The sequence below is a fragment of the Mangrovihabitans endophyticus genome (genome assembly GCF_014646155.1).
In the GTDB taxonomy this organism is placed as follows: domain Bacteria; phylum Actinomycetota; class Actinomycetes; order Mycobacteriales; family Micromonosporaceae; genus Actinoplanes; species Actinoplanes endophyticus.
In genome coordinates this window covers 167,797-194,092 of record NZ_BMMX01000004.1, presented here as the reverse complement: position 1 = coordinate 194,092, position 26,296 = coordinate 167,797, and the positions used below count along the sequence as shown (strand labels likewise).

The following is a 26,296-nucleotide window of genomic DNA, read 5'->3' as shown; positions in this document are numbered from 1 at the left end:
TGACCCACGCGGCAATCCTGCCAGCCGGGTCCGACAGGAACGAATCAGCCGTAGAGCCGGACGAAGGCCGCCACCGCATCGGCGATGAGCTGGACCGCGATCGCCGCCAGGAGCAGACCGGCGATGCGTGTCAGCACCTCGATGCCGCCGGGCCGCAGCAGCCGCACGATCACGCCGGAGAATCGCAGCACCAGCCAGACCAGCAGCATCACGGCCATGATGCCGAGCGCGATGACCAGATAGTCGACGGAACCGTCGGCGCGCCGGACGAACAGCATGGTCGCCACGATCGCCCCCGGACCGGCCAGCAGCGGCGTGCCCAGCGGCACCAGCGCCACGTTGCTCGTGCCGCCCTGGTCCTCGGGGGCGTCCGTCTTACCGGTGAGCAGTTGCAGCGCGACGAGCACCAGCAGCAGGCCGCCGGCACCTTGCAGCGCCGGCAACTGCACGTGCAGGTAATCGAGGATCGTCTGGCCGGCCACCGCGAACACCACAATGACACCGAGGGCGAGAAGCACCGCCTGCGTGCCGGCCCGGATCCGGTCACGTGCCGGAAGTGCACCGGTGAGCGCGAGGAAGACCGGCACCATGCCCGGCGGATCAACGATCACCAGCAGGGTCACGAAGACCTCACCCAACAGCTTCAGATTCACCCGATCAAGGTAGGACCGCAGCCTCCGGTGATGCGCGCTGCTGCGTCGAGCGTCACCCCAGCACGGGTACGCCGCTCGCGGCGGCGACGATCTTCTCGTACGCCGATTCGTCGGTGACGAAGGCGCCGAGGCGAACCGACTTGTGCGAACCGTGGAAGTCGGACGACCCGGTCACCACCAGCCCCAGCCGTTCCGCCAGAGCACGGACATGCGCGCGCTCGTGCGCCGTATGGTCCTCGTGATCGGCTTCCAGCCCGAAGAGGCCGTCCGCGGCCAGCTCCTCGATCACCCGGTCCGGCACCACCCGCCCGCGCCGCGAGGCCCGCGGATGCGCCAGTACGGGCACGCCGCCCGCCACGCGTACCGCTCGCACCACTGCGAACACGTCAAGGTCGGACTTCGGTACGAAATAGCGTCCGCCCAGCCAGCCCGGCGTGAACGCCTCGTCGGTGTTGCGCACCAAGCCGGCGCGGATCAGCGCCTGCGCGATGTGTGGCCTGCCCACCGAGCCCCCGGCGGCATAGCCGGCCACCTCCGGCCAGGAGATCGGCACGCGATCGGCACGCAACAGCGCGACGATCTGCTCGGCGCGCTGCTTCCGGTCCGCTTGAGCGCGGACGAGTTCCGCGGCCAGGTGTGGCTCGCCGGGATCGAAGAGATAGGCCAGCAGATGCAGGGCGATCGACGGCTGGACGCCGTACCACCGGCACGACAGCTCCGCGCCGCGGACCAGACGCAGGCCAGTGGGTCGCGCGGTCGCCGCGCGCGCCCACCCGCCGGTGGTGTCGTGGTCGGTGATCGCCATGACGTCCAGCCCGGCCGTCGCGGCCTCGGTGACCAGTTCTTCCGGCGACAGGGTGCCATCGCTGGCAGTGGAGTGGCAGTGCAGGTCGATGGAGGTCACCCGACGACGCTACCGGGTGACAACCTCCGCACACTGCGGGTATCGCGGTACGCCACTCGGCGTACCGCGAAATCCGCTCAGGCGTCGTCCAGTTCGCTGTCCTTGCCCAACCGAGCCTCGACCGCCTGCGGCTCGTACATCTCCTCCACCACACGCAGGTAGAGCTCATTGGGGTTGGGCAGGTGCTTGATCTCGCGCAGCGCCTGGTCCTGCCCGGCGGACTCAAGCACGAACGTGCCGTAACTCAGCATGCGCCCCAGGGCGGACTGCTCGTACTTCATGTCCGTGACGCGCAGCAGCGGCATCATGGCGACCTTGCGAGTGACGATGCCGTTGACCACCATCACCCGCTTGTTGGTCAAGATGAATCGATCGAAGTACCAGTCCAGGACCTTCCATGCCACCCAGCTAATGGCACCGATCCAGAGCAGCACGGCAACGGTGACGAAGCCGTCGAGGTTCTGCCGCGTCAGGAATCCGGCCAGGTACCCGAACAGGAGGGTGGCCGCGAGCCCGATCGCGAGCGGGGTGGCGAGGTGGATCCAATGACGCTTCCACTCTCCCCGGTAACGCTCGGTGGGAAAGAGGTAGCGCGAGACCAAGGTGGTCGGTTCGTCCTCCAGCGGGAGCACACGGCGCGTGCCGGTCGGTGCGCCCTCTCCCGTGAGGCCTTCCAGCTCCTCCTCGGTGAAGCTCGGCGGCAGGTACTCACCGCTGTCCCGATATTCGCGGGTCTCGCGGTTGTCACCGGCATAGCCTGCGTCCGGGGAGGGATACCGACCGGCGTCCGCTGAGGCACCACTGTGCGCGTAGCGCGGGTCCTCATCGAACGCCGGGTCGTTGTATCCGAAGTTCTCGTCGTCGTCGCGAGGACGGCGTGCGTCCTCATCGTCCGGCTGACGTGGCTCACCAGGGCCCATCAGCCGATGTTACGCGACGAGGTTGGTGAAGAACGTGCCGAAGCCCTGCGCGATGTCGCCGATCGTGCTCCCGAGCGACGAGAACACCTGGGCAGCGCTGTTCGGGTTGAAAGCGATGAAGAAGATGAGGAATGCAATGCCAAGCCAGGTGAGGACCTTCTTGATCATGGCGACCTTCTCCTCCGTTGCGGGTCACGGTCATCGCCGGCAACACTTACGGTAGCAGTTAAGTAGCAGTCTGTGAACAGAGTGCGCAGACTGACCTAGGTTTTTCCAGGTCAGACACGTCCATGAAGGCACGGTGACGGCGCTCCGTACACGAGTTCGGGCGGCACCCCGTCGGACAAGTCGCGCAGGACGACATGCTCGGCGAGGAGATAACCCGCGCTCGCAGGCCAGGCTACCGCATAGAGCCACATCCCCTGAGCCTCCGACACGTACGCCGAGCGATCTCCCGGACTCTTCACCGACCACAGGGGAATATGGTGCCCGCCCGCCCGGATCTTCGCATCCGGACCGGCATGACCGCTGGCCTGAGCCTCGGCCACCAGGTTGCCGCAGTCCAGCCCGGGCAGACCGCCGAACCGGGTGCCCAGCCCGACGCCGGGCTGCTCCGCGATCAGCACCACGTCGGCGGGGCCGCCGAGCAGCGGATCCGGGCCACTGCACGCGAGCGCGGTGGCCCGCACCCCGTCCCGGTCGTCACCGGCCCAGCCGACCCCGGTGACCACCCACCCGGGCGGCAACGGCCACGGGCACCAGAGCGGCAGATGGTCCAGCGACGGCGCGGGCCGACGGAGCACGCTTTCCAGAATCTCCGGTCCGATGTGCTCGGCGACGTGGAAGGGCGGCACCTCACCACACGTGTCGCAGCGCCAGGCGGTGTGCATGAGGTCCGGTTTCCGGACCCGATCTCCGCACCGCGGGCAACTCACCGTGACACCCATGCTCTTACCGTGCGGCGCAGGCGTGGCACCGTCAAGCGGTTCGCCGGAACCGGGGACCCGCCGTCGAACGTGAGCGCCGGCCGGCTCGCGTCGCCGGCCACACACCCGCCCGGACGCCCGGCACCGTCAGTCCGGGGGCGGCCCGGCATGCGCGCGAATCCACGAGTGCATGGCGATGCCGCTGGCCACACCGGCATTGATGGAGCGAGTCGAGCCGTACTGAGCGATGGACAAGAGTTCCGCACACGCCCGCCGTGCCGCCTCGGACAGTCCCGGCCCCTCCTGGCCGAGCAGCAGCACGCAACGCCTCGGGAGGGTGACCGTCTCGATCCGGCGGGCGCCCGGCAGGTTGTCGATGCCGATCACCGGCAGATCCTCCGGGTACGCCCAGGCGAGGAAGTCGTCGACGGTGGGATGGTGCCGGATGTGCTGATACCGGTCGGTGACCATGGCGCCCCGGCGGTTCCATCGGCGCAAGCCGATGATGTGCACCTCCGCAGCGAGGAACGCGTTGGCGTTGCGGACCACCGCACCGATGTTGAAATCGTGCTGCCAGTTCTCGATGGCCACATGGAAGGAGTGACGCCGGTTGTCGAGATCGGCGATCACCGCTTCACGCGACCAGTATCGATAACGATCGACGACGTTGCGCCGATCCCCATGCGCAAGAAGTTCCGGGTCGTACTGCTCGCCGAGGGGCCACTCGCCGGGCCACGGTCCGACACCGACTTCTTCCGTCATCATGGCGGCACACGCTACGCGGCCGGATGCGGCAACGGATGCAAGGCCGACGGATGCAAGGCCGACGGATGCAAGGCCGACGGATGCAAGGCCGACGGTCAGTGGCGGGTGGTTCAGCGAAGAGTGGCGGCGGTCCGCGAAAGGTCAGCGGACGCAATGAGCGGCGGGGCCCTCCCCGGCACCCGCCGCCCACGCTCTGTTAGAGAAGAGTTTGCCTTACCCTTAGTATTCATGTGAAGAGGTTTCAAGAGTGACCCAGCTCACATTTAGGTTTGTTTTCTCTTCCATCAGTCCGTTATGTGACTGCACAAGCCGCATCGAGGCGGACAGAAGCCCGGCTCCTACCGGACCCCTTCAACGCTACTCTGAGTTATCGGACCCTCTCCGGCATGGTGCTCCAGACCACGTGTCAGCCGCACGGCCTAGGGGAATTGAGCCAGGGAGCGGGGAGTTTCCGTACAGGTAAGCCGATTCCGTGGACGGAGAGATCATGGCGACCGTTGCGCTGACCGCAGAGAACTTCGACGAAGTGACCGGCAAGGACGGGATCGTCCTGGTGGACTTCTGGGCCAGTTGGTGCGGGCCCTGCGTGCGCTTCGCACCGACATACGAGCGCTCGTCCGAGAAGCACCCGAGCATCACCTTCGGCAAGGTCGACACCGAGGCCGAGCAGACCATCGCCGCCAAGTTCGACATCCGCTCCATTCCGACCATCATGGCCGTGCGCGATGGGGTGATCGTGTTCTCGCAGCCTGGCGCCCTTCCCGAGTCCGCCCTGGAGTCGCTGATCGAGCAGGTCGAGGGTTTGGACATGGACGATGTCCGCAAGCAGCTAGCCGCCCAGAACAGTTGACCAGAGCCGGCGAAGCCGGCGAGAGAAGGGCCGCGAACCGCTTCGGTTCGCGGCCCTTCTCGCGATCGCTGCGCGACCCCGACCGGCCGCCGCGGCGGCCGGCTCGGCTCCCCGCGGCACACCGCCGAGGGCTGGACAGCGCATAGAACATGTGTTCGAATCTTGTCATGCGTTGGTCAGACCTGGCGGCTTCTGCGCCCACCGCTTGCGCGCCCGCGGTTTCCGCGCCCTCGGACAGGGCAGCGCCCGCGGCACCACCCCTGCCGCTGGCGCTGCCCGATTCCACCGTCCGCAGGTTCGACACGCCCGCGTTCCGTGGCATGACCTACTACGAGATCCGCGCGAAGTCGATCATCAATCGCGTCCCGGGCAGCTCACGTGTGCCGTTCGCATGGACCGTCAATCCCTATCGCGGGTGTTCCCACGCCTGCACTTACTGTCTGGCCGGTGACACGCCGGTGCTGATGGCCGACGGGAGCACCCGGCCATTGGCGCAGCTCCACATCGGCGACACGGTGATGGGGACCGTGGGCGCCGGCGCGCACCGGCGCTACGTGGCGACCACGGTCCACGATCACTGGTCCACCCGGCGCCCGGCCTATCGCGTCACGCTTGCCGACGGCACCCGCATCGTCGCCGGTGCCGAGCACCGGTTTCTCACCCGGCGTGGCTGGCGACGCGTGCGTCCGGCGGATTCCGCTCATCCGGCGCTGGCGGTGGGCGACGTGATGCACGGCGTGGGCCGCTTCGCCGATCCGCCGAAGGATTCGCCCGACTATCGGGCCGGTTTCATCTGCGGCTTGATCCGCGGCGACGCGACCGGCTCCGGCACGGTCCGCGAGCACGATGAGGCGTGGCGCCGGGCGGACACCTACGTGCAGGACTTGCCGATGCACGAGGCGCTCCGCTGGCCCGATTCTCCGGCACACGGGTGGTACTGCGGTTTCCTGGCCGGAGCCTTCGGCTCCACCGGCGAGGTCGACCGTCTGGCCGTCACCTTCACCACCGCGGACGGCACCTTCCGGCACCGGATCATCGATGCGCTCACCCGCCTAGGCATGCCGAGCCGGGTCCGCACGTCCGCTCCGGCGGTCGTGGAAACCCCCCGAGACCTCTGGGTCGCCCTGCGCTTTCGTCACCTCACCGGCGTGGCCGATGCGGCGCTCGACGCCTCCGGGGTGGGCGTCCGCAGCGACATGCAGTTGTCCGTCGTCGGCATCGAGCCGCTCGGGCTCACGCTCCCCCTCTGGGACATCACGACCGGCACCGGCGACTTCATCGCCGACGGGGTGGTCAGCCACAACTGCTTCGCCCGCAACACGCACACCTACCTCGATCTCGACGCCGGCCACGACTTCGACACGAAAGTCGTGGTCAAGGTCAACGCCGGTGAGCTGGTGCGCCGGGAACTGGCTGCGCCGAGGTGGTCCGGGGCACCGATCGCCATGGGCACCAACGTGGACGTCTATCAGCGCGCCGAGGGCCGCTACGGTTTGATGCCGGAGATCCTCCGCGCGCTGCGCGACTTCGCCAACCCCTTCTCGATCCTGACCAAGGGCACCCTCATCCTGCGCGATCTCGCGCTGCTCCAAGAGGCGGCATCGGTCACGTCCGTGGGGCTGTCGTTCTCGGTGGGATTCATCGACGAACGAATGTGGCGTTCGGTCGAGCCCGGCACACCGAGTCCGCAGCGACGGCTGGATGCCGTGCGGAGCCTCACCGAGGCCGGGATGCCGGTCAGCGTTCTGATGGCACCGGTGCTGCCCGGCCTGACCGACGACGACGGATCCATCGAGGCGACAGTCGCCGCGATCGCGGCGGCAGGGGCGACGTCGGTGACCCCGCTCGCGTTGCACCTGCGCCCGGGCGCCCGCGAGTGGTACGCGTCCTGGCTCACCCGAAACCATCCGGAACTGGCACCCCGATATCGAGAACTGTATGGCCGCGGGTCCTATCTCCCCCGTGCCTACCAGGATGATCTGGCGGCGCGGGTTCGCCTCGCTGCCCGTCGGCACGGGCTGCACCGGAGCACTCCGCAGGCGGCGCGGCGAGTGCCCGCCGACGGGGGCCCGACCGCCCGCGTCGCGGATGTCCCCCCGCGCTCGCACCCCTCTTCCCCGCACGAGCAGTTGCGCCTTCTGTGACGCCCGGTCGAAACCCGTCGGCCCGCGGCGCATCCTTCGTCCCGTGCACCGAGGTGCCGACCCGGCCTTCGTCTCGTTGAGCCCCGTGGAAAACCCCTCGGTCCTGGCGGATCGGTGTGGATCCGCGGTAAAGAGATGAGATGCGATGCGCTGGGACGGGACTCTCACCGGACGCCTGCTGCTGTGTGCGGTGGTGCTGATGGCTGGGTGCAGCGATGCGGATGTCGGCGGGAACCAGCACGCCGGGCTTACCGGTGAGTGGCGCACGGCAGGCTGTGCCATGCCACGCCGGCCGCAGACCACGCCGCTCGGCGACACCATGATGCCGGTGACTCCGCCGGATCTCGATGCCGCCATGAGGCGCATCGACGAGGGCGCGCGTGCGGAGTTCTCGGGCAGTTACGCCGGCCTCGAGGTCGACCAGCACCTTGTTCGCGCGATCGTCTATCGCGTGCCCGATGCCGCGTTCGACGAATTCGTCCGACAGAACGCCGAGGATGCGTGCATCGTGGTGCGAGATGCGGCGCATGACCTCGACGAGTTGCGGTCATGGCACGACCGGATCGTCACGGACCTGGGCTTCTGGGCGGCCCAAGGCGTGCCCATCAGCAGCGTCGGCTCGCGCCACGACGGAGCCGGAGTGGAAGTCGGGACCCATGACGCGGCTCGGGCCCGAGCGGCGATGACCGACCACTACGGAGACCAGGCACCGTTGATTTTCATCGAACAAGGGCCGGTGACACCGCTGCCGTCCGGGCCGTCGACGGCGCCGTAACCCCAAGACTGAACCTCGACGCGCCGCTGTGCCGTAACGCGGTCGGGCGGCACGCGGGACCCCGTGTTTGCCCCGCTTGCCGGGCTCGGGCAGGATCGCGGCATGGTCTACGAGGCGGAGGACGGCAACGCCGAGGATTTCCCGGCGACGTTGCGGCTGGACGGCAAGGTCGCGCTCATCACCGGCGCGGGCAGCCCGGACGGCATCGGGTACGCGACCGCCCGTCGACTGCGTGACCTCGGCGCCAAGGTGGCCATCGTGTCCACCACCCGACGCATCCATGAACGCGCCACGGAACTCGGCATCACCGGCTTCGTCGCCGATCTCACCGACGAGTCCGAGGTGGGCGCCCTCGCGGACGCGGTCGCCGAAACCCTGGGCGACGTCGAGGTGCTCGTCAACAACGCGGGTTTGGCGAGCCGTGCCAGCCCGGAGGTGCTCCGCCCGGTGGCGCAACTGACCTACGACGAATGGCGCGCCGAGATCGACCGGAATCTCAGCACCGCGTTCCTCTGCAGCCGTGCCTTTGTCGGCGGCATGTCCGAGCGGGGATGGGGACGCATCGTCAACCTGGCCGCCACGGCGGGGCCGGTCAACGCCCTCCCCACCGAGGCCGCTTATGCCGCCGCCAAGGCCGGTGTGGTGGGCCTGACCAGGGCCCTGGCGATGGAGCTGGTCGCCGACGGCATCAACGTCAACTGCGTGGCGCCGGGCACCATCTACACCGCCGCCTCCACGGTCACCGAGATCAAGCAAGGTTTAGGAACGCCGATCGGGCGGCCCGGAACCCCGGATGAAGTGGCCGCGGCGATCGCCTTCCTCTGCTCGCCCGCAGCGTCGTACATCACCGGCCAGATGCTGGTGGTGGACGGTGGCAACAGCGTTCGCGAGGCCGAGTTCCGCTGATGCGAAGAGCCGGCCGGGCGCACCCGGCCGGTTCTCCCGTTCAGTAGGTCGACGTGTTGCTCGTGCTGAAGCCGAACACGGCCAGCACGATCCACAACGCGCAAAACAGCAGGTAGAGACCGGTGAAGATGTAACCGAGCCACAGGCCGGCGGTGGCCAGCCCATCGCCCTGCTCGCCACTCTGACGGATCTGCTTCTTCGCGACGTGCCCCAGCACGATCGCGGCCGGCGCGAAGAAGAAGGCAACCACCAGCGCCAAGATCGCCATGGTGTTGGTCTGCGCCGACGCGTACGGCTGCCCGTACGGCGGCTGGCCATAGCCGGGCTGACCATAACCCGGCTGGCCATACGCGGGCTGACCATAACCCGGCTGACCATAACCCGGCTGGCCGTACGCGGGCTGGCTGTAATCGGGCTGACCGTAACCCGGCTGGCCATACGCGGGCTGACCGCTGGCCGGCTCGCCGTAACCCGGCTGGCCATAACCGGGCTGACCATAACCGGGCTGGCCATAAGCGGGCTGACCGCTGGCCGGCGTCGAGTATCCCGGCTGCTGATAGTCGGGCTGCCCACTGCTCGGCGCTCCGCTCGCCGGCGTCGCATAAGGATCCGACGAGTACGGCGCTGTCGGGTCGTTGTTCTGCCCGTAGGGCTGCTGCGGCTGGTACGGATCCGGCGAACCGCCGGGCGGCGGATAAGTCATTTCAGGGCCCTCCTTGTTTCCCGGCACAGTAACCGCCCGTGAAAATCACGGAGCGCCGGTGTCCATGCCCGGCGGGTGTCAATTCGGCGTCGATCGCCGGCGGCGTGCCGTCAGGACAGCCGCGTCAGCCGGGCGGCGGCGCGTTCCACCGCCACGCATCGATCCTCGACATAGTCCATGCCCGCCTCGGCCGCGATCCGTCGGGCCTCCGCCGAGACGATGCCGCTCTGCAACCACACCGCGCGTGCTTTGATCGCCGCCGCTTCCCGCACGATCTGCACGGCGTCGGCGGCCGGCCGGAAGATGTCCACCAGGTCGACGGGTTCGTCGATGTCGGCCAGCGTCGGGACGGTGCGGATCCCGAAGACCTCATCGACGTACGGGTTGACCGGGATGACGTGCCACCCGTACTGGGACATCTGGAGTGGGACGGCGTGTGCCGGCTTCAACGGATCCCGCGAGGCGCCGACGACCGCGATCGTGGACGCGTCCGCGAGAATTTCTGCGGCGCTCCTCATAGCTCGACACTAGCGGTGGGCATGCGCGAACGTCCGCCGACGACGACCGCCGCCACCCCGGCCACCAGCAGCACCAGGCCGGGAACGCGGTCCGCCCGGATGGTCTGGCCCAGCCAGGCCCAGGCCAGCAGCGCCGCACCGGGGACTTCCAGCAGCACGAGGACGCTCACCGCCGTCGCCGACACGTGGTGCAGGGCGTAGCTGAACATGGAATGGCCCAGCAACTGCGCGCCCGCCACCAGCGCCAGGACTGCCAGCCAGGTCGTCGGGGCGTACCCGTGCAACGGAACGCCCGCCGCGAGGCAGATCCCGAGCAGCCCCACGGCGCAGGTGCCGTAGCAGACCCAGGTATAGGTGGTGGTGCTCGAGCTGGTGCGCGCCTGTTCGCCGAGGGCCACGTACACCGCCGCGGCCACCGCGCCCAGCACGGCGAGCACGTCGGCGAAGACGGCTTGCGGGGAGACGCCGAAGTCGATGCCGGTGGTCCAGACGGCGCCGGCGACCGCGAGGACAATGCCGATCCACCCTGCCCGGCTCGGCGCCCGGCCCTGCCCGGCCGCGATCAATCCCTGCCAGACCGGTTGCGTGGCGACAAGCGCGGTGGCCGTGGCCACCGATCCGAGCTGCACGCTGGGCATCCACAGAGCGAAATGGGCGGCCAGGGCGACTCCCGCCAGCAGGCAGTAGGTCCATGCCCGGCGGGGCATGTGCACGAGTTCCGGGCGGCGTGGACCCAACGAGATCGGGGTCAGCACGGTGAAGGCCAGCCCGTTGCGCCAAAACGCGACGGCCAGCGCCGGGGCCGCGGCGAAGGCGATGAGCGGCCCGGAGGACGAAATGGCCAGCACCGCGACGGCCAAGGCGAGCACGGTCGAGAGCTGTTGGCGGCGTGCGCTCATATTCATCCCCCGCCGTCGCTTCTTGCCGTACATATCACACTCGATGACTCCGTCTTGAGCACAGAGTGATCACATGATTACGCTTCGCTGGGTTTATTCCGGTACGGCCCTTCGCTTCGCCCCTCACCGCCCCTCAAGGAGGCTGGTTCATCGTGTCCGCTTGCCGCGCGGTCGTCTTCGACTTCTTCGGCACTCTCACCCGATCCGTCGTGCGCGGACCGCAGCATGCTGCGATCGCCCGCGCCCTCGGATGTGACCCGGTCACCGTGCTCAACGTTCTGGACCGTACGTTCCACTCACGGGCGCGAGGAACCTTCGGATCGGCCGAGGCGACCCTACAGTTCGTGACCGAGCTTGCCGGGGGGCACCCGCGTCCGTCCCAGCTCGCGGCGGCATTGCCCGCCCGGGTGGACGCGATGCTGGCGGACACCCGGCTGCGGCCCGACGCGGTGCGCACCCTGACCGCCATCCGCGAACGCGGACTGGCCACCGCGCTGATCAGCGATTGCACGTACGAACTGCCGCTGTTCCTGCCCAGCCTGCCCGTCGCCGACCTGCTGGACGTCCGGGTGTTCTCGGTGGAGCTGGGAGTATGCAAGCCGGAGGCGGCGATCTATCGGGCCGCCTGTGCACGGCTCGGCGTGGCCCCGGAGGAATGCCTGTATGTCGGCGACGGAGGCAGCAGGGAGCTGACGGGCGCCGCCGCGGTCGGCATGACGGCCGTCCGCCTGGCCGCACCCGACCTCACCGATCATCTGGTCTTCAACCCGGACACCGAATTCGCCGGGCCGCAGGTGACCGCGCTGAGCGAGTTGCTGCCGCTGCTCGACGGTGCGTCCCTCGTGCGAGAGTCGGCAGTGGCCTGACGCGTGGCAGGATGGGCCGCGTGAGCGGGTTCCTGATCGACGAAGCGGTCAAAAAGGCGTCGCTGGCCTGGGTGTCCGTCGGCGATCAGCCGCCACGCGCGCTGTGGTGCATGCCGCTGGACGGCACGCTGATCGTGGTGACCGGTCCGGGCGAGCAGAGCGCGCCCGGATTGGCCGATGCCGGGTCGGCCACGGTGCGTCTGCGCGGCGACAACGGCGGATTGATCGTGCTCTGGGAGGCGGCCGTCGAGCGCGTCGCCCCGGATACCGAGGACTGGCAGACGATCGCCCCGCAACTCGCCGGCAAGCGTCTGAACGCCGTCGGCACCGCCGACCACGTGGTCGGCAGGTGGGCAACGACCGGCTGCGCCGTGGTGCGGCTGCGTCCGCAGCCCGAGACCGCGGTGGGAGCGCCGGAGTTGCCCGACGACGCGGGAGCCGCGCCGCCACGGGAGAGCCCCGCCCGGGTTGTTGCGCGGCGCCCCTTCCGCCTGCATCGCGTCCGCCGCTAGCCCACGAACGGCGGCACCGCGATCTCACCCCTGGCCACCGGCACGACGTGACCGGACACGGTCGCGGCGGTCGGCGTCCCTCCGGCTGCAGTCACCGTGCACGTCAACAGCGACGGCCGATGCATGTCGACGCCCTGATGGACGACATAGTCGGAGGTACCGTCCGCGGGCAACCAGCCGGACCCGACAAGCCACACGCCGAGGCCGAGTGCCGCGGAACCGGTCGCCGGATCCTCCGCCACCGAGACCCCCGGAGCGAACACCCGCGCGTACGCCTGATGTGTCTCCGCATCCCAGGCGAAAACGCTGATCAGCGGCTCGGCGAGAGACCGGGACAAGTCGGCGTCGACGCGGGCCCGGGACAGAGCCGACCGGCGTACCGGCAAGAACGCGCATTCCAGCCCGCACCCGGCACGACGCGGCACCGCATCGCCCGTCGCCTCCGTCTGGTCTCCGGCGTAATCGTCGGCGGTCAGACCGGCCAGTTCCAGGAGCATCTTGGGATCGGCGGCGTCGCCGAGCGTCGGCTGACCGCCGGTCAGCGTGGCCGACCCGGCCGGGGAGACGTCGATCGGGAGATTGCCGGCGCCGCATTCCTGCACGATGCCGCCCGCGGCGGTGAGTCCGCGCCGCATCATGGTCACCGCGGCGCCGACGCTGGGATGCCCGGCGAACGGCAGCTCGACCTCGGGTGTGAAGATCCGCGCTCGATAGGTGCCGCCGCGCTCCGGTGGCAGCACGAAAATCGTCTCCGAAAGGTTGAACTCGCGCGCCAGCGCCTGCATCTGATCCGCCGCGAGGGCTTCGGCATCGAACACCACGGCAAGGGGATTGCCGGCGAAGGGCCGATCGGTGAAGACGTCGACGATCTCGTACGCCACGGTAGACATGACCCGACGCTAACCTACTCTGGGGACGTGACCATGGGGACCAGGGTGTATCTCGCACGCCTCGCCGCGCTCCCCGTCTTCGACCCGAACGGCGATCGCGTGGGCCGGGTACGCGACGCGGTGGTGCGGCTGCGCACCACGAACCGACCGCCGCAGATCGTCGGCCTGATCGCGGAGATGGCGCTGCGACGCCGGATCTTCCTGCCGATCGGCCGGGTCACCTCCATGGACGCCGATGCGGTCGTGCTCAGCACCGGCACGCTGAACCTGCGCCGCTTCGAGAAGCGGCAGAACGAGCTGCTCGTGCTCGAGGATCTGCTGGACCGCCGCGTGACGGTGCTGCCGGAGGACGGCAATGGGCCGGGCACCGCCGGAACGGTGGTGGACGTCGGGATGGACCTGAACCGCAACAACGAGTGGTTGGTCACCCGGATCGCGGTCCGTCAGCACACCGGTCGGCTCGCGCGTCGAGGACACGTCTATCAGGCCGAATACGAGCGGGTGAAGGGCCTGATCGGGCCGACCGACACCCAGGGCACGTCGAACCTGATCGCTCTGCTGGAGCAGATGCGGCCGGCGGACATGGCGAACGCGCTGCAGGATCTGCCGTCGGCGCGGCGCAACGAGGTGGCCGAGGCGTTGAGCGACCGTACGCTGGCCGATGTGCTGGAGGAACTCCCCGAGCACGACCAGGTGGAGATCCTCATCCGGCTGGACCGGGAGCGCGCCGCGGACGTGCTGGAACGGATGGATCCGGACGACGCGGCGGACCTGCTGGCCGAGTTGCCGAAGGCCGAGCAGGCGGTGCTGCTGGATCTGATGGAACCGGAGGAAGCGGCACCGGTCCGGCAACTGATGAATTATCGTCCCGGCACGGCGGGTAGCGTGATGACGTCGGAACCGGTGATCATGACGCCGGACGCCACCGTGGCCGAGGCGCTGGCCCGCATCCGCGAACCGGAACTGTCGCCGGTGGTCGCCGCACAGGTGTTCGTGGCGCGCGCGCCGTCCGCCACGCCCAGCGGGAAGTACCTCGGCATGGCCCACTTCCAGCGGCTGCTGCGGGAACCGCCGGCCGCGATCCTGGGCGGCCTGGTGGAGACCGACATCGACCCGCTGTCGCCGGAGACGGACCTGACCGAGATCACTCGGCGCATGGCGACCTACGACATGGTGGCGATGCCGGTGGTCGACAACGCATATCGGCTGGTAGGGGCGGTGACGGTGGACGACGTGCTGGACCATTCGCTGCCGCGGGACTGGCGCGACCGGGATAAGGACGACACGGACACCGCGATCCTGCCGAGGGCGACACGGTGAGCGATCTGCGCCGTGACCGGCTGGACCAGCCGGTGCAGCCGGGCCGGGTGCGGCTGCCGCGGTTCGACCCGGAGGCGTTCGGTCAGTGGTCCGAGAACATCGCCCGCTATATGGGGACCGCTCGGTTCATCGTCTGGATGACGGTGGTGATCGGGGCCTGGTTCGCCTGGAACACGCTGGCGCCCGCCAGTCTGCGGTTCGACCCGTACACCTTCACGTTCCTGACCCTGGTGCTGTCACTGCAGGCCTCGTACGCGGCTCCGCTGATCCTGCTCGCGCAGAACCGGCAGACGGACCGGGACCGGCTGGCCATGGAAGAGGATCGCCGTCGAGCGGCGATGCAGAAGGCGGACACCGAATATCTGGCACGCGAGATCGCCTCGCTGCGTGTCGCGTTGGGCGAGGTGGCGACCCGGGACTTCGTCCGGTCCGAACTGAGCCGGCTGGCCGACGAACTCGACGAGGCGGCGCACCGTCGGCAGAAGCTGGAGCGCAAGGAGTGGGACGCGGACCGCACTTGAGAGCGACGTAGCATGGGCCGCATGTCAGCTCCCGCTCCCTCGGCCGCGCTCGAAGACGCCATCCAGGCAGCCCTGGCCACCGTCGACGACCCGGAGATCCGCCGCCCGATCACCGAGCTCGGCATGGTGCGGGGTTTCACCGTGACCGGGGACACGGTCACGGTCGAGCTGCTACTCACCGTCTCGGGCTGCCCGCTGCGCGACAAGCTGAACGCCGACATCACCGCGGCGCTCACCGCCATCCCCGGCATCGCATCAGTGCGTGTCGACTTCGGCGTCATGTCCGAGCAGCAGCGCAAGGAGCTGCAGGCCAGCCTGCGCGGAGGCGGCGGGGAGGCGGAGCCGGTCATCCCGTTCGCCCAGCCCGGCTCGCGCACTCGGGTGTACGCGGTGGCCAGTGGCAAGGGCGGCGTCGGAAAGTCCAGCGTGACCGTGAACCTGGCGGCAGCGCTGGCGCAGCGCGGGCTGTCCGTCGGCGTCATCGACGCGGACATCTACGGCCATTCGGTGCCCCGGATGCTCGGCGTCGACGGGCGTCCCACCCGCGTGGAAGACATGATCATGCCGCCCCAGTCACACGGCGTGAAGGTGATCTCCATCGGGATGTTCACCGCGGGAAACGCGGCAGTGGTGTGGCGCGGTCCGATGCTGCACCGGGCGCTGCAGCAGTTCCTCGCCGACGTCTACTGGGGCGATCTGGACGTCTTGCTGCTCGACCTGCCGCCGGGCACCGGCGACGTCGCCATCTCGTTGGCACAACTGCTGCCGAACGCCGAGATCCTGGTGGTCACCACACCTCAGGCGGCCGCGGCGGAGGTCGCCGAGCGGGCCGGCGCGATCGCCATGCAGACCCATCAGCGCCTGGTCGGCGTGGTGGAGAACATGTCATGGCTGGAACTGCCGGACGGCTCCCGGATGGAGGTGTTCGGTGCCGGCGGCGGCGAGACCGTCGCGCAGTCCCTGACCCGCACGGTGGGCGCCTCGGTGCCGTTGCTGGGTCAGATCCCGCTGGACACCCGCGTGCGGGAGTCCGGTGACGAGGGCGATCCGGTGGTGCTGGCCGATCCGCAGACCCCGGCGGCGCGTGCCCTGGACGCGGTGGCGGAACGCCTGGCGGTACGCCGGGATTCCCTGGTCGGGAAGCCGCTCGGGCTGACCGTGAACGCCGGCGGGCGGTAGCAAACCTCAGGGGGCCATCCGTCTCAGGTGGCGTCCAAGTCGTAGGCGGGCGTCGACGGCTTGGCCGGGCTCTCCCCGGCCGTTTTGGCCGGGCCGCCCGACACCGCCGCCGATGCGGACGACTCCGAGGCCGCTTCCGCACGCCACGACTTCGGGTCGGCCGCCGTCGCGACGTCGTTGAGCTCCGACCGTACGCCGTTGAGGTCCTGCTTCACGTCGTCGAACAGACCCTGGAGCGGCTTGCGGATGGCCGCCTCGTCTTCCTCGCTGAGCAGGTGCTTGCGGATGAACGCCTTAGGGTGCAAGTCCTGCAACTGGATGTCGGTGCCGAGCTCACGGCTCAGGTCGGCGGTGGCGTTCTGGGCCATGGCGCGCAGCCCGCGCAGCATCCGCATGCCGTCACCGATGACCTTGGGCAGCCGTTCCCCGAAGATCATCAGCGCGAGCATGAGCAGCGCGCCGATCTCCCACCAGTTCAGGTTCTCGAACACCCGGGGCCTCCCCTGAATCCGTCGCGCCGGCCCGGTCCCACGTCCGGCGGATCGACCCGGCGACGGGGCCTAGCGTACGCGCATTCGCTGAGCGTCCGGTCGGCTAGTTGGAGTCCGCGGCGAGCGTGACCGAGGCGGTCATGTCGCTGCCGCCGCGGCGGTACTCCACCGAGACCACGGTGTTCGGGGCGTACTTGCGGACCAGGGCGATCAGGTCGGTGCCGTCCTCCAGCGGATGCCCGTCGATCTTGGTGACGACGTCGCCCGCCTTCAGGCCGGCGCGCGCCGCCGGTCCGGCCGAGTCGACCGACCGCAACTGGGCGCCGCCACTGGCCACGCCGGTGCCTCCGGTGACGACCTCGGCGCCGATCACGGTGCGCCGGGCCTTGCCCGAGTCGATGATGTCCGACGCCACCCGTTGCGCCTGGTTGATCGGGATGGCGAAGGCCAATCCGATGTTGCCCGCCTCGGCTTCCGAAGCGCCGATGGAGCGGATCACCGAGTTGACGCCGATGACCCGGCCCGCGCCGTCCACCAGCGGCCCGCCCGAGTTGCCCTGGTTGACCGCCGCGTCGGTCTGGATGGCCGCGTAGTAGCGGGTCACCCCGCCCGGTTCGCCCGCTTCGATGGTGCGATCCAGGGCGCTGACGATGCCGTACGTGACGGTGTTGACCAGGGCCAGCGGAGAACCGAAGGCGAGCACCGGATCACCGACCGCGATCTGGTCGGAGTTGCCCAGCCGGACCGGCTGGAGGCCGGACTTGGACACCTTCAGCACCGCGATGTCGGACTCCGGGTCCCGTCCCACCAGGCTCGCGCGAGCGGTGGAACCGTCGCTGAAGGCCACCGACATGGCGCCGCTGTCCGCGCCCTCGACCACGTGGTCGTTGGTGATCACGTACCCGCTGCCGGTGACCACGAAGCCAGACCCGATGGCCCCGGTGACGCGCACGGTGACCACGCTGGGGGTGACCGTCTTGGCCACGCCGGCCAGCGACTCCGGCGCGCGGTCGACGCCGGCCGGGTTCTGCTGGGCCGGGGCGCCCAGCGCGGTGCTCCCGGCGCCCACGCCGGACCGCATCGCGAAGACGTATCCCAACGTCCCGCCAAGCCCGCCGGCCAGCAACGCGGTCACCAGACAGATGATCAGGATCGGGGCGAGGCTGCGGCGCGGCGCGTCCGGATCGGCGACGGGTTCCGGGGCTGGCCCGGTGCTCGCCGGCGGGGCCGGCACCACCACTGCCGCCGGTGCTTGCGGGTCGCGCCACGGATCGGTCAACGCATCGGACCACCACGGGGACCCGGCGGGACGACCGGACTCTGCGGCCGGGGGTGTCGGAGGCCGGCGCCAGTTCCAGCCGTCGGTCACGTCGGTCCTCCACTCGTCCCGCGCCGATGCGCGGCTCCGCATCCAGGATGACACGGATGCACCGCCTTCATCGAAGCCACGCGTCACGTCCCTCTACGCTCATAGGAGTCCATGCACGCACGAGGGGGTCGTCATCGCCACCGTAGCCCGCCCGTTCGGGACCCCCGAGGGCCAGTCTTCGATCTTCGCTGAGGCGTTCGCCGGCGAGGACGAGGTCCTGCAAATGGCACGCAATCTCGCCGCCGAGCTCGGACTCACGTCGGTCAGTCAGGGTGTCGGCGCCGTGTTGCGGCTGCTCGCGGCGGCAGGCAGCGCCAAGGCCGTGGTGGAGATCGGCACCGGCACCGGCGTGAGCGGCCTGTGGCTGCTGCGCGGGATGCGCGCGGACGGCGTGCTGACCACCATCGACGTGGACCACGAGCATCAGCGGATCGCGCGGCGGGTCTTCGCCGAGGCCGCGTTCGCGCCGTCACGCACCCGGATCATTACCGGGCGCGCGCTGGACGTGCTGCCGCGGCTCGCCGACGGCGTCTACGACCTGGTCTTCTTGGACGCGGACCCGGCCGAGCTGGGCGCTTGCGCGGAGGCCGCGCTGCGGCTGCTGCGCCCCGGCGGGGTGCTCGTGGTGAACGGCGCGCTGGCCGGCGGGCGGATCGGCGATCCGTCCGCCCGGGATGTGGACACGGTGACCATCCGCGAGACGCTGAGCAGGATCCGGGAGTCGGCGGACTGGGTGCCGGCGCTCATCCCGGCCGGCACCGGTGTGCTGGCCGCGGTGCGCCGCTAGCCGGCCTCGCCCTGCCGCTCCAGCCAACGCACCAGCATGTGCGCGCCCCAGCCGGTCGCGCCCTTGCTCAGTACCCCGTCCGCGCTGTCCGACCAGGACGGCGCAGACATGTCCAGATGTGCCCAGTCGCCCACCCTGTCGCCCAGGAATTCGCGCAGGAAGAGCGCCGCGACCACCGAGCCCGGCCCGCCCGCGGGTGAGCTGTGCCGGTCGGCCAGGTCGCTGCGCAGCAGGTCGGTGTAGTCGTCCGGCAGCGGTAGCTGCCACATCGCCTCGCCGGCCATCTCTCCCGCGGACACCAGGGCGGCCGCGAGATCGTCGTTGTGGCTGTAGAGCGCCGCGGTGCGCCGGCCCAGTGCCACCGCGTTCGCCCCGGTCAGCGTGGCCAGGTCGACGACGACGTCGGGACGCAGGTCGCGTACGGCGTACCCGAGCGCGTCGGCGAGCACCAGCCGCCCTTCGGCGTCGCTGTTGGTGGTCTCGGTGGTGGTGCCGTCGTAGTGCTCGATCACGTCACCGGGCCGGTACGCCGAGCCACTGACCGCGTTCTCCGCCAGCGGCGCCAGGGTGGTGACGCGCACCGGCAGACGCAAGTCCGCCGCCGCGAGCGTGGCCGCCACCACCGCCGCCGCGCCGGCCATGTCCTTCTTCATCAGCTTCATGCCCTCACGGGTCTTGATCGAGATGCCGCCGGTGTCGAAGGTGATGCCCTTGCCGACCAGCACGATGTGCTGCCGCGCGGCGGGCGGGCGATAGCTCATCTCGACCAGTCTCGGCGGGGTGGCGCTACCGCCGCCGACGGCCAGCAGGGCGCCGAAGCCCTCCGCCGCCAGCCGCTGCTCGTCGCGCACCGTCACGCTCAGGTCGACACGGCCGGATGCGGCGTCCACCACCTGGTCGGCGAACCAGGCGGGGTTCTTCTCCGAGGCCGGCGCATTGGTCAGATCGCGGGCGAACCAGACCGCCGAGGCGACCGCACGCGCCTGCTCGATCGCGGCCCGCAGACGCGCCTCGGCACCGTCCGTGGGCGCGCCGGTGAGCTGCACGTCGACCGCCTCGGTGCGCGGCGTGCGCACGTGGTAGCCGCCCAGCCAGAGCCCTTCCACCAGGGCGCGCATCGCGTCGTCCGGCACCGCGGCGGGCAGCAGCACTCGCAGCGGCCCGTCGCCGGTCATCGCGCGGACGGCAACCGCGCCGGCGGCACGCCACTCGCCGAGCGTCTGCGCACCCACACCGACCACCAGCACCGGGCCGTCCGGGTGCCACAGTTCGCGCACCGCCCCCGCCTGCGGGGTGCCGCGGGCCTCGCAGTGGGCGGCCACCCGCTCGTCGGCGACCAGCGGGCCGTCGGCGCCAGCCGGCACCACCCGGGCGCTCGCGTCGGCGGAGTTCCGGGCGTCGGTCAGGCGAATCGCAAACACGTACGGATGCCTTTCGGTCCAGGACATGGAAAGCCCGCCGGTACGGCGTTACCGTACCGACGGGCCCGCGTGAGCGTCAGCCGACGATCGCCTTCAGCGCGTCACCAAGTGCGTTGGCCTCGTCCGGAGTCATCTCAACGACGAGACGGCCACCACCCTCCAGCGGGACACGCATGACGATCCCGCGCCCTTCCTTGGTGACCTCCAGCGGACCATCGCCCGTCCGCGGCTTCATCGCCGCCATCTTGTCTCCCCTCAGACCTACATCAGGGTCGGTGGGTTATACCCCACAGCCACTACATCAACGCCACGCGCTCAGCCTCACGTGACGCCGTTACCTCGTGTCCGACCGGCAGCCGCGCCGACCACTGCGCGCCGACCACACACGCTCGCACGCGACCCGGACCACCGTGCCGATCAAACATTTTCCCTGATGAACACCGGCGGACCCAAACCCAGCCCGGGCAGATGTGACAGCGTCTAGCATATAGCCTTTTCGACTGTCACAATGTGCGGTCATGCAGGCGCGGTCGGCACTCTTCGACCTCTACGGCGACTACCTGCGGAGCAAGGGTGGCCGCGCGAGCGTTGCCGCCCTGGTCAGACTGCTCGCGCCGCTCGGCATCGCGGCACCGGCCGTGCGCACCGCGGTGTCCCGGATGGTTCGGCAGGGGTGGCTGCACCCCATGCGTCTGGTTTCCGGGCCCGGCTATCTGCTGACGCCGAAGGCCGCTCGCCGCCTGGACGAGACCTCCGCGCGAACGGGCCGCAACGGCCGGATCGGCTGGGACGGCAGGTTCGATCTGGTGCTGCTCCATGCGCCGGTGTCCCGGCGGCACGGGCAACGGCTCACCTTCCTCGGGTACGGCATGCTCGGCGAGCACGCCTGGGTGGCACCACGGCCAGCCGACGAACTCGACGCGGTGCTGATCGAAGCCCGCGTCGAGTATGAGCGCTTCAGCGCCGCACACGCCGCAGGCTCGCCGAGCGCCGCCGACCTGGCGGGGCGCGCCTGGAATCTCGGCGAGCTCGCGCAGGCGTACGAGGAGTTCGTCTCCGGACAACGGCGGGCCCTGCGGGCGATCACCGTGCGCAGCACCGACGAAGAGGCGTACGTGGCTCGCTTTCACCTTCTGCACGCGTGGCGATCGGTGGGACTCGCCGACCCGCAGCTCCCGTCGTCGCTGCTGCCGTCGCCATGGCCGGGCACGGCCGCCGCGGTCTTCGCCGACAAGCACGCCGCACGCCTGCGACCGGCCGCCGACCGCTTCGTGGAGAGCTGTCTCGGCCCGATCACACGCAGCGGTCGTATGGGATTCTCGGAGTTATGACCGATTCGCTTCTCGTGGAACGCACCGACGCCGTCGTCACCCTCACCCTGAACCGGCCGGACAAGATGAACGCCCTGGACGTGGAGCTCAAAGAGGCGTTGCGCGACACCCTCGGCGAGCTGTCCACCGATCGGTCGTGCCGGGCCATCGTGCTGGCCGGCGCGGGTAAGGGCTTCTGCGTGGGCCAGGACCTGCGCGAACATGCCCAAGTCCTGCAACGTGGGGGCAAGCTGGACACCGTCGAGGTGCACTACAACCCGATCGCGCAGCGCCTGGCCAGCATGCCCAAGCCGGTCGTCGCCGCGGTCGGCGGCTCGGCCGCCGGCGCCGGAGCCGGCTTGGCACTGCTCGCCGACTTCCGCATCGGCGGACCCGCCACCACGTTCCTGATGGCGTTCGCCAACGTGGGCCTGGCCGGGGACACGGGCGTCTCCTGGTCGCTGCCGCGCATCGTCGGCCACGCCCGCGCGCTGGAATTGCTGCTGCTCGCCGAGCCGGTGCCGGCGCAGTCGGCGTACCAGATGGGCCTGCTCTCCCGGCTGACCGAGGACGACGACCAGGTGCTGCCGGCAGCCCAGGAGCTGGCTGCCCGGCTGGCCGCCGGCCCCACCGTGGCGTACGGCGCGATCAAGCGCGAGTTGTCCGTCGGCGACGCCGGTACGCTCTCCGATGCGCTCGCCGCGGAGAACCAGGCCCAGGTCATCTGCGCGGCGACCGAGGACCATGTGACTGCGGTGACCGCCTTCGTGGCCAAGCAGCGCCCGGATTTTCAGGGCCGGTGATATGACACGTTCGGGATAGATGCATTCACTCCCATAAATGCCTACGCTCTGGTGCATTCGACAAGCCGTGCGCCCCACCGGGTGCACCGTGGGCCGGGGAGGCCTGGATGGCAAGAATGCGCAATCTGCTCGGCGCGGCGGCTGCCGCGCTCACCGTCGCGGCGATGGGTGCGCTCACCCCCGCAGCACCCGCCGCTGCGGCCGGGCCGACCGGTGACGGCGTCGTCAGTCCCTCCGTGGTCGGCGGCAGCCAGGCCGCGCAGGGCGAGTTTCCGTTCATGGTCCGCCTCTCCATGGGCTGCGGCGGCGCGCTCTACAGCTCGGACCTGGTGCTCACCGCGGCGCACTGCGTGGGCCGGACCGGCACGAACACCAGCATCACCGCCACCCTCGGGGTGGTCGACCTGAACTCGTCGAGCCGGATCACCCGGTCGTCCAACTACGTCTACCGGGCACCCGGATACAACGGCTACGGCGACGACTGGGCGCTGATCCGCCTGTCCAGCCCGGTCACCGGCCTGTCCACCCTGAAGATCGCCACCACCACGGCGTACGACTCGGGCACGTTCACCATCGCCGGGTGGGGCGCGAACCGCGAGGGCGGCGCCCAGCAACGCTACCTGCTGAAGGCCACCGTGCCGTTCGTGGACGACGCCACCTGCAACTCCCGCAGCATGTACAACGGCCAGGTGATCGCGGCGGAGGAGATCTGCGCGGGTTACACCGCCGGCGGCGTGGACACCTGCCAGGGCGACTCCGGCGGACCGATGTTCCGCCGCGACGCCGCCAACGCCTGGATCCAGGTCGGCATCGTGAGCTGGGGCGACGGATGCGCCCGGCCCAACAAGCCGGGTGTCTACACCCAGGTCAGCTACTTCGCGTCGGCGATCCAGTCGGCCGCGTCCAGCCTGGGCGGCTAGTCGCCCGACCGCGAGGGTCCCGGTCGCCGCCGTCGCGGGGCCGGGACCTCAGTCGTCCTCTTCCTCCGGGTCCTGGTTCGCCTCGGTGCCCAGCACGAACGCCTGCATGGCCAACTCTTTCCCGGAGGGCCAGACCAGCGCGGGCAGCTCCGCCGGGCCCAGTTCCCGCACGTACGACCAGAACTGCCGAACCGCTTCCGCCGGCTGCGCCGCCTCGATCGGCATCGCCACGCTGACCAGCCAGTCCGTCATCACCCGGCGACCGCCGACGCGAGCCGCGACACGGTCGAAGTCGACCCGGTCCAGGGCGGTCACCGCCTCGGACAGCTTCAGGTCCTCGACGGGCACCGGCTCGTCGAAGGCCCGCCGCCGATAGCCGACCAGCAACGCGCCCGTCCGCGCCTCGCGGATCGTCGCCACTGCCACCGCGCACGGATCCGCACCACCGGCCACCAGCAGCGCGTCGTCCCCCGGCGCCGGATCGACCCCCGTGGTCCCCGGCACCGCCACCGTGTCGTGGTGGAACAACCGCTCGGCCGCCCACTGATCCGCCGGAATGATCACCGCCCACTGCGCCATGCGCCCATCGAACCATTCACGTCGCGGCGGGCGGCACGCAGCACCCCTCGATGTGGTCGTCCACCATTCCGGTCGCCTGCATCAGCGCGTACGCCGTGGTGGGACCGACGAAGGCGAAGCCCCGGCGTTTCAGGTCCTTGGCCAGCGCCGTGGACTCCGACGTACGAGCGGGCACCGCGTCCCGCGAGGCCGGCCGCGGGCGACGGGACGGCGCATAGGACCACAGCAGCGCGGCGAGGCCGCCGTCGAGTTCCGCGGCGACGCGCGCGTTGCGCAGCGCGGCGTCGATCTTCATCCGGTTGCGCACGATGCCGGCGTCCGCCATCAGACGCTCGGCGTCCCGCTCGGTGAAGGCGGCCACCGCCGCGATGGAGAAGCCGTCGAACGCCGCGCGGAAGGCCTGCCGCTTGCGCAGAATGGTGATCCACGCCAGCCCGGACTGGAACGCCTCCAGGGTCATCCGCTCGAACAGGGCGTCGTCGCCGCGCACCGGCCGGCCCCACTCGGTGTCGTGATAGACCATGTAGTCCGCGCTGCCGGCGCCCCAGAAGCAGCGCGGCTGCCCGTCCGGGCCGGTCGTCAGGCCGACCGCCTCGGGTGCCACGGCACCGTCGGATCGCGCAGCGGGGAGGGCGGGATCGGGCATCGTGTCGGTCACCGCAACACCGTAGACGCGACCTGTGACATCGGCCTTCCGCGCGCGGGGAGTCAGGGCAGGCGGCCCTGCTCCACCAGCCGGCCGAACTTCTTCAGCGCCGAGGTGAAACTGACCTTGGAACCGGGCCAGAGCACCGGCCACGCGAGCCTGCCGACCGGGCCGGCCGGCAGGTGGAACCACTCGTGCAGCACCACCTGGGTGCGGTTGCCCGACATCGGGGTGCACCGCAGCGAGCCCGGCCCGCGCAACACCTTGCCGCAGTGCACGACGCGCACCTCATAGGGCGGGTTCACCCGAATGACACGCAGCTCGTCACGCAGCACCGCCGGCCCGAGCGCGGTGACCGCCTCGACCAGACTGCCCGCGCCGCCGTCGCCCTCCACCACGCGCACCGTCGTCAGGGGTATCCACTCGGACTGCTTCTCCCAGCTCAGGAACGCCGCGAAGACGCGCTCGGCGGGGGCGTTGACGATCACCGCCGCGGTGACCTCCCCGGTGCCCGGCCGTGCGGCGTCGCCCAGACCATCGACCGGCTCGGCCGCGCTCATCGGCCCTCCGTCGCGGCGTCGCGCGTGGATCCGGCGTTCTTCTTCTGGGCCTGCCCGGCGGAGGGAACCGGCGGCGCGCCGGAGGGCATCTCCGCGACCACGCCGACCGGGTCGTCGGTGGTCTGGCCGCCGGTGACCATGACGTCGGCATCGTCGCCCGGCTCCGCACCGTCGGTGCGGGCCTCCGTCGGAACCGCCGGGATGACCGCCGCCTCTCGCGCCCGGCGCAACATGTCCGCGTCCGACGTCCGCCCCTCACGCAGCGCCAGCACCTCGGCTTCCAGCACGCCGATCAGCTCACTCTTGTAACCGATGTCGTACGCCGCCCGCTTCAGCGCCTGGTCGACCTGCGACATGCGGTAGCCGCGCAGCGCGGTGTCGAACCGGGCGTGCACGATGTCCTCCTCGCCCAGCGGCCGGTCCCCGGGCAACGGCGCCGACTGGCCGTCCGGCTCCACCGGCGTCAGTCCCGAGTCACCGCCTCCGAGCATCACGGTGACGCCGAACACGATCGCACCGACGACCAACGCCACGACGACGAAGAGCAGAAGCTGACCCATAGCGACGATCGTGGCACGACGGACACCGCGTGGCGAGTCCGGCACCCCCACGACGGCCGCCGCCGCGCGTCACGTCCAGGCGAGGATGCGTTTGCGCCAGGCGTAAAGGATGCCGAGCGCCAGAACTGCCACGAAGATGCCCATTTCGGCGACCGTGACGCCGCCGAACCCGGGACGGTCGAAGATCACCGCCCAGGGGAACAGGAACACCGCCTCGACGGCGAACAGCACATAGAGATAGGCATAGACGTAGTACCTGATCTGCGCCTGCGCCCAGTCGCCGCCGACCGGGTCCACGCCGCTCTCGTAGGCGACCCGTTTACCCGGCGGCTCCGCCGGGTGCGCCGGCCGCAACAACCGGTTGGCGGCGAAGGCCAGCACGAAGACCAGCACGCCCACCAGCAGGGTGAGCCCGAGCGTGGCGTACGAACCCAGATAGCCGTCCACCCGGGCAGCCTAGCGAGAATGCCAGGAGCCGACGTGGCACAGTCCGGTGCGTCGTGTGTGGGACGCCAGTGGTTCAGGCAAGCCTTACCTCGTTACTGTGGTCCGGGCCGGGATCACAGGCCATGATTTCGGCCGCGTAAGGAGCGGCGACG

Annotated in this window: 32 protein-coding genes; 13 read left to right on the top strand and 19 right to left on the bottom strand. The window is 70.1% G+C overall.

The features are described from left to right. Positions 1-44: 44 nt before the first annotated feature. The 6 genes from IEY73_RS08600 to IEY73_RS08575 all read right to left on the bottom strand — a co-directional run bounded on the left by IEY73_RS08600 (position 45) and on the right by IEY73_RS08575 (position 4,168). A complete protein-coding gene (locus tag IEY73_RS08600; RefSeq protein ID WP_189078563.1) occupies positions 45-653 on the bottom strand; it encodes a MarC family protein in 609 nt (202 codons plus the stop codon). Between the two features lie 52 nt (positions 654-705). Next, positions 706-1,557, bottom strand: coding sequence for a PHP domain-containing protein (locus tag IEY73_RS08595; RefSeq protein WP_189078562.1), 852 nt, complete (start codon positions 1,555-1,557; stop codon positions 706-708). 77 nt (positions 1,558-1,634) lie between these two features. Further along, positions 1,635-2,477, bottom strand: coding sequence for a PH domain-containing protein (locus IEY73_RS08590; protein WP_189078561.1), 843 nt, complete (start codon positions 2,475-2,477; stop codon positions 1,635-1,637). Positions 2,478-2,486: 9 nt separating this feature from the next. Beyond that, positions 2,487-2,645 carry a hypothetical protein gene (locus IEY73_RS08585; protein ID WP_189078560.1) on the bottom strand — a complete coding sequence of 53 codons (159 nt, stop codon included), beginning with the start codon at positions 2,643-2,645 and terminating at the stop codon, positions 2,487-2,489. Positions 2,646-2,755: 110 nt separating this feature from the next. After that, a complete protein-coding gene (locus IEY73_RS08580) occupies positions 2,756-3,424 on the bottom strand; it encodes a DUF6758 family protein (protein WP_306661475.1) in 669 nt (222 codons plus the stop codon). A 126-nt stretch (positions 3,425-3,550) separates the two neighbouring features. Next, positions 3,551-4,168 carry a TrmH family RNA methyltransferase gene (locus IEY73_RS08575; protein ID WP_373292753.1) on the bottom strand — a complete coding sequence of 206 codons (618 nt, stop codon included), beginning with the start codon at positions 4,166-4,168 and terminating at the stop codon, positions 3,551-3,553. Positions 4,169-4,655: 487 nt separating this feature from the next. Here IEY73_RS08575 and trxA point away from each other — a divergent pair, with 487 nt between their 5' ends. The 4 genes from trxA (at position 4,656) to IEY73_RS08555 (ending at position 8,843) form a co-directional block, all read left to right on the top strand. Then, entirely contained in the window at positions 4,656-5,018 is a 363-nt protein-coding gene (gene trxA, locus IEY73_RS08570; RefSeq protein WP_189078558.1) for a thioredoxin, read from the top strand. A gap of 149 nt (positions 5,019-5,167) precedes the next feature. Continuing rightward, the gene (locus tag IEY73_RS08565) at positions 5,168-7,162 is read left to right on the top strand and encodes an intein-containing Rv2578c family radical SAM protein (protein ID WP_373292752.1); all 1,995 of its coding nucleotides are present in this window, start codon (positions 5,168-5,170) and stop codon (positions 7,160-7,162) included. A gap of 145 nt (positions 7,163-7,307) precedes the next feature. Next, entirely contained in the window at positions 7,308-7,937 is a 630-nt protein-coding gene (locus IEY73_RS08560; RefSeq protein WP_189078556.1) for a hypothetical protein, read from the top strand. 102 nt (positions 7,938-8,039) lie between these two features. Next, a complete protein-coding gene (locus IEY73_RS08555; RefSeq protein WP_189078555.1) occupies positions 8,040-8,843 on the top strand; it encodes an SDR family NAD(P)-dependent oxidoreductase in 804 nt (267 codons plus the stop codon). Positions 8,844-8,883: 40 nt separating this feature from the next. Here the strand turns inward: IEY73_RS08555 and IEY73_RS08550 are convergent, their stop codons facing one another. The 3 genes from IEY73_RS08550 to IEY73_RS08540 all read right to left on the bottom strand — a co-directional run bounded on the left by IEY73_RS08550 (position 8,884) and on the right by IEY73_RS08540 (position 10,963). Beyond that, the gene (locus IEY73_RS08550) at positions 8,884-9,546 is read right to left on the bottom strand and encodes a DUF4190 domain-containing protein (protein WP_189078554.1); all 663 of its coding nucleotides are present in this window, start codon (positions 9,544-9,546) and stop codon (positions 8,884-8,886) included. A gap of 110 nt (positions 9,547-9,656) precedes the next feature. After that, positions 9,657-10,064, bottom strand: a complete 408-nt coding sequence (locus IEY73_RS08545) for a CoA-binding protein (RefSeq protein ID WP_189078553.1) — start codon at positions 10,062-10,064, stop codon at positions 9,657-9,659. Further along, positions 10,061-10,963, bottom strand: coding sequence for a DMT family transporter (locus IEY73_RS08540; RefSeq protein ID WP_189078552.1), 903 nt, complete (start codon positions 10,961-10,963; stop codon positions 10,061-10,063). Before IEY73_RS08540 ends, IEY73_RS08545 begins: the two co-directional genes overlap by 4 nt. A 152-nt stretch (positions 10,964-11,115) precedes the next feature. Between IEY73_RS08540 and IEY73_RS08535 the strand changes: the two genes are divergently transcribed. Together IEY73_RS08535 and IEY73_RS08530 are read left to right on the top strand one after the other, a co-directional pair. Beyond that, a complete protein-coding gene (locus IEY73_RS08535) occupies positions 11,116-11,829 on the top strand; it encodes an HAD family hydrolase (RefSeq protein ID WP_189078551.1) in 714 nt (237 codons plus the stop codon). A gap of 11 nt (positions 11,830-11,840) precedes the next feature. Then, positions 11,841-12,341, top strand: coding sequence for a hypothetical protein (locus IEY73_RS08530; protein ID WP_189078550.1), 501 nt, complete (start codon positions 11,841-11,843; stop codon positions 12,339-12,341). Here IEY73_RS08530 and IEY73_RS08525 read toward each other — a convergent pair. After that, positions 12,338-13,231, bottom strand: a complete 894-nt coding sequence (locus tag IEY73_RS08525; protein WP_189078549.1) for a PhzF family phenazine biosynthesis protein — start codon at positions 13,229-13,231, stop codon at positions 12,338-12,340. The genes IEY73_RS08530 and IEY73_RS08525 overlap by 4 nt on opposite strands. Before the next feature lie 27 nt (positions 13,232-13,258). On the opposite strand from IEY73_RS08525, the gene IEY73_RS08520 reads away from it, so the two are divergent. The 3 genes from IEY73_RS08520 to IEY73_RS08510 are packed head-to-tail and all read left to right on the top strand — an operon-like array spanning position 13,259 to position 16,251. Further along, positions 13,259-14,551 (top strand): magnesium transporter MgtE N-terminal domain-containing protein, encoded by a 1,293-nt coding sequence (locus IEY73_RS08520; RefSeq protein WP_189078548.1) that lies wholly within the window; start codon positions 13,259-13,261, stop codon positions 14,549-14,551. Then, a complete protein-coding gene (locus tag IEY73_RS08515) occupies positions 14,548-15,072 on the top strand; it encodes a DUF1003 domain-containing protein (RefSeq protein ID WP_189078547.1) in 525 nt (174 codons plus the stop codon). The genes IEY73_RS08520 and IEY73_RS08515 overlap by 4 nt, the downstream gene beginning before the upstream one ends. 21 nt (positions 15,073-15,093) lie before the next feature. Then, the gene (locus IEY73_RS08510) at positions 15,094-16,251 is read left to right on the top strand and encodes an Mrp/NBP35 family ATP-binding protein (RefSeq protein ID WP_189078546.1); all 1,158 of its coding nucleotides are present in this window, start codon (positions 15,094-15,096) and stop codon (positions 16,249-16,251) included. Positions 16,252-16,274: 23 nt separating this feature from the next. On the opposite strand, the gene IEY73_RS08505 is transcribed toward IEY73_RS08510, so the two are convergent. Further along, on the bottom strand, positions 16,275-16,742 hold the full coding sequence (locus IEY73_RS08505) for a twin-arginine translocase TatA/TatE family subunit (protein WP_189078545.1): 468 nt from the start codon (positions 16,740-16,742) through the stop codon (positions 16,275-16,277). Positions 16,743-16,845: 103 nt separating this feature from the next. Continuing rightward, a complete protein-coding gene (locus tag IEY73_RS08500; protein WP_229715676.1) occupies positions 16,846-18,111 on the bottom strand; it encodes a S1C family serine protease in 1,266 nt (421 codons plus the stop codon). Between the two features lie 223 nt (positions 18,112-18,334). Between IEY73_RS08500 and IEY73_RS08495 the strand changes: the two genes are divergently transcribed. Continuing rightward, the gene (locus tag IEY73_RS08495; protein WP_189078544.1) at positions 18,335-18,898 is read left to right on the top strand and encodes an O-methyltransferase; all 564 of its coding nucleotides are present in this window, start codon (positions 18,335-18,337) and stop codon (positions 18,896-18,898) included. Here IEY73_RS08495 and IEY73_RS08490 read toward each other — a convergent pair. Both IEY73_RS08490 and IEY73_RS08485 read right to left on the bottom strand, forming a co-directional pair. Then, positions 18,895-20,319, bottom strand: a complete 1,425-nt coding sequence (locus IEY73_RS08490) for a leucyl aminopeptidase family protein (protein WP_229715675.1) — start codon at positions 20,317-20,319, stop codon at positions 18,895-18,897. The genes IEY73_RS08495 and IEY73_RS08490 overlap by 4 nt on opposite strands. Before the next feature lie 76 nt (positions 20,320-20,395). Beyond that, a complete protein-coding gene (locus IEY73_RS08485; protein WP_189078542.1) occupies positions 20,396-20,563 on the bottom strand; it encodes a DUF3117 domain-containing protein in 168 nt (55 codons plus the stop codon). Between the two features lie 274 nt (positions 20,564-20,837). Here IEY73_RS08485 and IEY73_RS08480 point away from each other — a divergent pair, with 274 nt between their 5' ends. The 3 genes from IEY73_RS08480 (at position 20,838) to IEY73_RS08470 (ending at position 23,352) form a co-directional block, all read left to right on the top strand. Further along, positions 20,838-21,650, top strand: coding sequence for a PaaX family transcriptional regulator (locus tag IEY73_RS08480; RefSeq protein WP_189078541.1), 813 nt, complete (start codon positions 20,838-20,840; stop codon positions 21,648-21,650). After that, positions 21,647-22,432 (top strand): enoyl-CoA hydratase-related protein, encoded by a 786-nt coding sequence (locus IEY73_RS08475; RefSeq protein ID WP_189078540.1) that lies wholly within the window; start codon positions 21,647-21,649, stop codon positions 22,430-22,432. Before IEY73_RS08480 ends, IEY73_RS08475 begins: the two co-directional genes overlap by 4 nt. Before the next feature lie 107 nt (positions 22,433-22,539). Further along, positions 22,540-23,352 (top strand): S1 family peptidase, encoded by an 813-nt coding sequence (locus IEY73_RS08470; RefSeq protein WP_189078539.1) that lies wholly within the window; start codon positions 22,540-22,542, stop codon positions 23,350-23,352. A 48-nt stretch (positions 23,353-23,400) separates the two neighbouring features. On the opposite strand, the gene IEY73_RS08465 is transcribed toward IEY73_RS08470, so the two are convergent. The 5 genes from IEY73_RS08465 to ndhC all read right to left on the bottom strand — a co-directional run bounded on the left by IEY73_RS08465 (position 23,401) and on the right by ndhC (position 26,144). Then, positions 23,401-23,931, bottom strand: coding sequence for a hypothetical protein (locus IEY73_RS08465; RefSeq protein WP_189078538.1), 531 nt, complete (start codon positions 23,929-23,931; stop codon positions 23,401-23,403). 16 nt (positions 23,932-23,947) lie between these two features. Beyond that, positions 23,948-24,589 (bottom strand): DNA-3-methyladenine glycosylase I, encoded by a 642-nt coding sequence (locus IEY73_RS08460; protein WP_268240427.1) that lies wholly within the window; start codon positions 24,587-24,589, stop codon positions 23,948-23,950. A gap of 50 nt (positions 24,590-24,639) precedes the next feature. Further along, the gene (locus IEY73_RS08455) at positions 24,640-25,137 is read right to left on the bottom strand and encodes an SRPBCC family protein (protein ID WP_189078537.1); all 498 of its coding nucleotides are present in this window, start codon (positions 25,135-25,137) and stop codon (positions 24,640-24,642) included. Beyond that, positions 25,134-25,697, bottom strand: coding sequence for a DivIVA domain-containing protein (locus IEY73_RS08450; protein ID WP_189078536.1), 564 nt, complete (start codon positions 25,695-25,697; stop codon positions 25,134-25,136). The genes IEY73_RS08455 and IEY73_RS08450 overlap by 4 nt, the downstream gene beginning before the upstream one ends. A gap of 69 nt (positions 25,698-25,766) precedes the next feature. Next, entirely contained in the window at positions 25,767-26,144 is a 378-nt protein-coding gene (gene ndhC / locus IEY73_RS08445) for an NADH-quinone oxidoreductase subunit A (protein ID WP_189078535.1), read from the bottom strand. Between the last annotated feature and the right edge of the window lie 152 nt (positions 26,145-26,296).

Bases quoted from the DNA above. Each gene is read 5' to 3' on its own strand.
- IEY73_RS08590 (WP_189078561.1), bottom strand. From the start codon at position 2,477: ATGGGCCCTGGTGAGCCACGTCAGCCGGACGATGAGGACGCACGCCGT.
- IEY73_RS08585 (WP_189078560.1), bottom strand. From the start codon at position 2,645: ATGATCAAGAAGGTCCTCACCTGGCTTGGCATTGCATTCCTCATCTTC.
- IEY73_RS08495 (WP_189078544.1), top strand. From the start codon at position 18,335: ATGGCACGCAATCTCGCCGCCGAGCTCGGACTCACGTCGGTCAGTCAG.
- IEY73_RS08545 (WP_189078553.1), bottom strand. From the start codon at position 10,064: ATGAGGAGCGCCGCAGAAATTCTCGCGGACGCGTCCACGATCGCGGTC.
- IEY73_RS08450 (WP_189078536.1), bottom strand. From the start codon at position 25,697: ATGGGTCAGCTTCTGCTCTTCGTCGTCGTGGCGTTGGTCGTCGGTGCG.
- IEY73_RS08560 (WP_189078556.1), top strand. From the start codon at position 7,308: ATGCGCTGGGACGGGACTCTCACCGGACGCCTGCTGCTGTGTGCGGTG.
- IEY73_RS08550 (WP_189078554.1), bottom strand. From the start codon at position 9,546: ATGACTTATCCGCCGCCCGGCGGTTCGCCGGATCCGTACCAGCCGCAG.
- trxA (WP_189078558.1), top strand. From the start codon at position 4,656: ATGGCGACCGTTGCGCTGACCGCAGAGAACTTCGACGAAGTGACCGGC.
- IEY73_RS08555 (WP_189078555.1), top strand. From the start codon at position 8,040: ATGGTCTACGAGGCGGAGGACGGCAACGCCGAGGATTTCCCGGCGACG.
- IEY73_RS08510 (WP_189078546.1), top strand. From the start codon at position 15,094: ATGTCAGCTCCCGCTCCCTCGGCCGCGCTCGAAGACGCCATCCAGGCA.
- IEY73_RS08465 (WP_189078538.1), bottom strand. From the start codon at position 23,931: ATGGCGCAGTGGGCGGTGATCATTCCGGCGGATCAGTGGGCGGCCGAG.
- IEY73_RS08470 (WP_189078539.1), top strand. From the start codon at position 22,540: ATGGCAAGAATGCGCAATCTGCTCGGCGCGGCGGCTGCCGCGCTCACC.
- IEY73_RS08565 (WP_373292752.1), top strand. From the start codon at position 5,168: ATGTGTTCGAATCTTGTCATGCGTTGGTCAGACCTGGCGGCTTCTGCG.
- IEY73_RS08575 (WP_373292753.1), bottom strand. From the start codon at position 4,168: ATGATGACGGAAGAAGTCGGTGTCGGACCGTGGCCCGGCGAGTGGCCC.
- IEY73_RS08475 (WP_189078540.1), top strand. From the start codon at position 21,647: ATGACCGATTCGCTTCTCGTGGAACGCACCGACGCCGTCGTCACCCTC.
- IEY73_RS08480 (WP_189078541.1), top strand. From the start codon at position 20,838: ATGCAGGCGCGGTCGGCACTCTTCGACCTCTACGGCGACTACCTGCGG.
- IEY73_RS08540 (WP_189078552.1), bottom strand. From the start codon at position 10,963: ATGAGCGCACGCCGCCAACAGCTCTCGACCGTGCTCGCCTTGGCCGTC.
- IEY73_RS08455 (WP_189078537.1), bottom strand. From the start codon at position 25,137: ATGAGCGCGGCCGAGCCGGTCGATGGTCTGGGCGACGCCGCACGGCCG.
- IEY73_RS08580 (WP_306661475.1), bottom strand. From the start codon at position 3,424: ATGGGTGTCACGGTGAGTTGCCCGCGGTGCGGAGATCGGGTCCGGAAA.
- IEY73_RS08485 (WP_189078542.1), bottom strand. From the start codon at position 20,563: ATGGCGGCGATGAAGCCGCGGACGGGCGATGGTCCGCTGGAGGTCACC.
- IEY73_RS08525 (WP_189078549.1), bottom strand. From the start codon at position 13,231: ATGTCTACCGTGGCGTACGAGATCGTCGACGTCTTCACCGATCGGCCC.
- IEY73_RS08530 (WP_189078550.1), top strand. From the start codon at position 11,841: ATGGGCCGCGTGAGCGGGTTCCTGATCGACGAAGCGGTCAAAAAGGCG.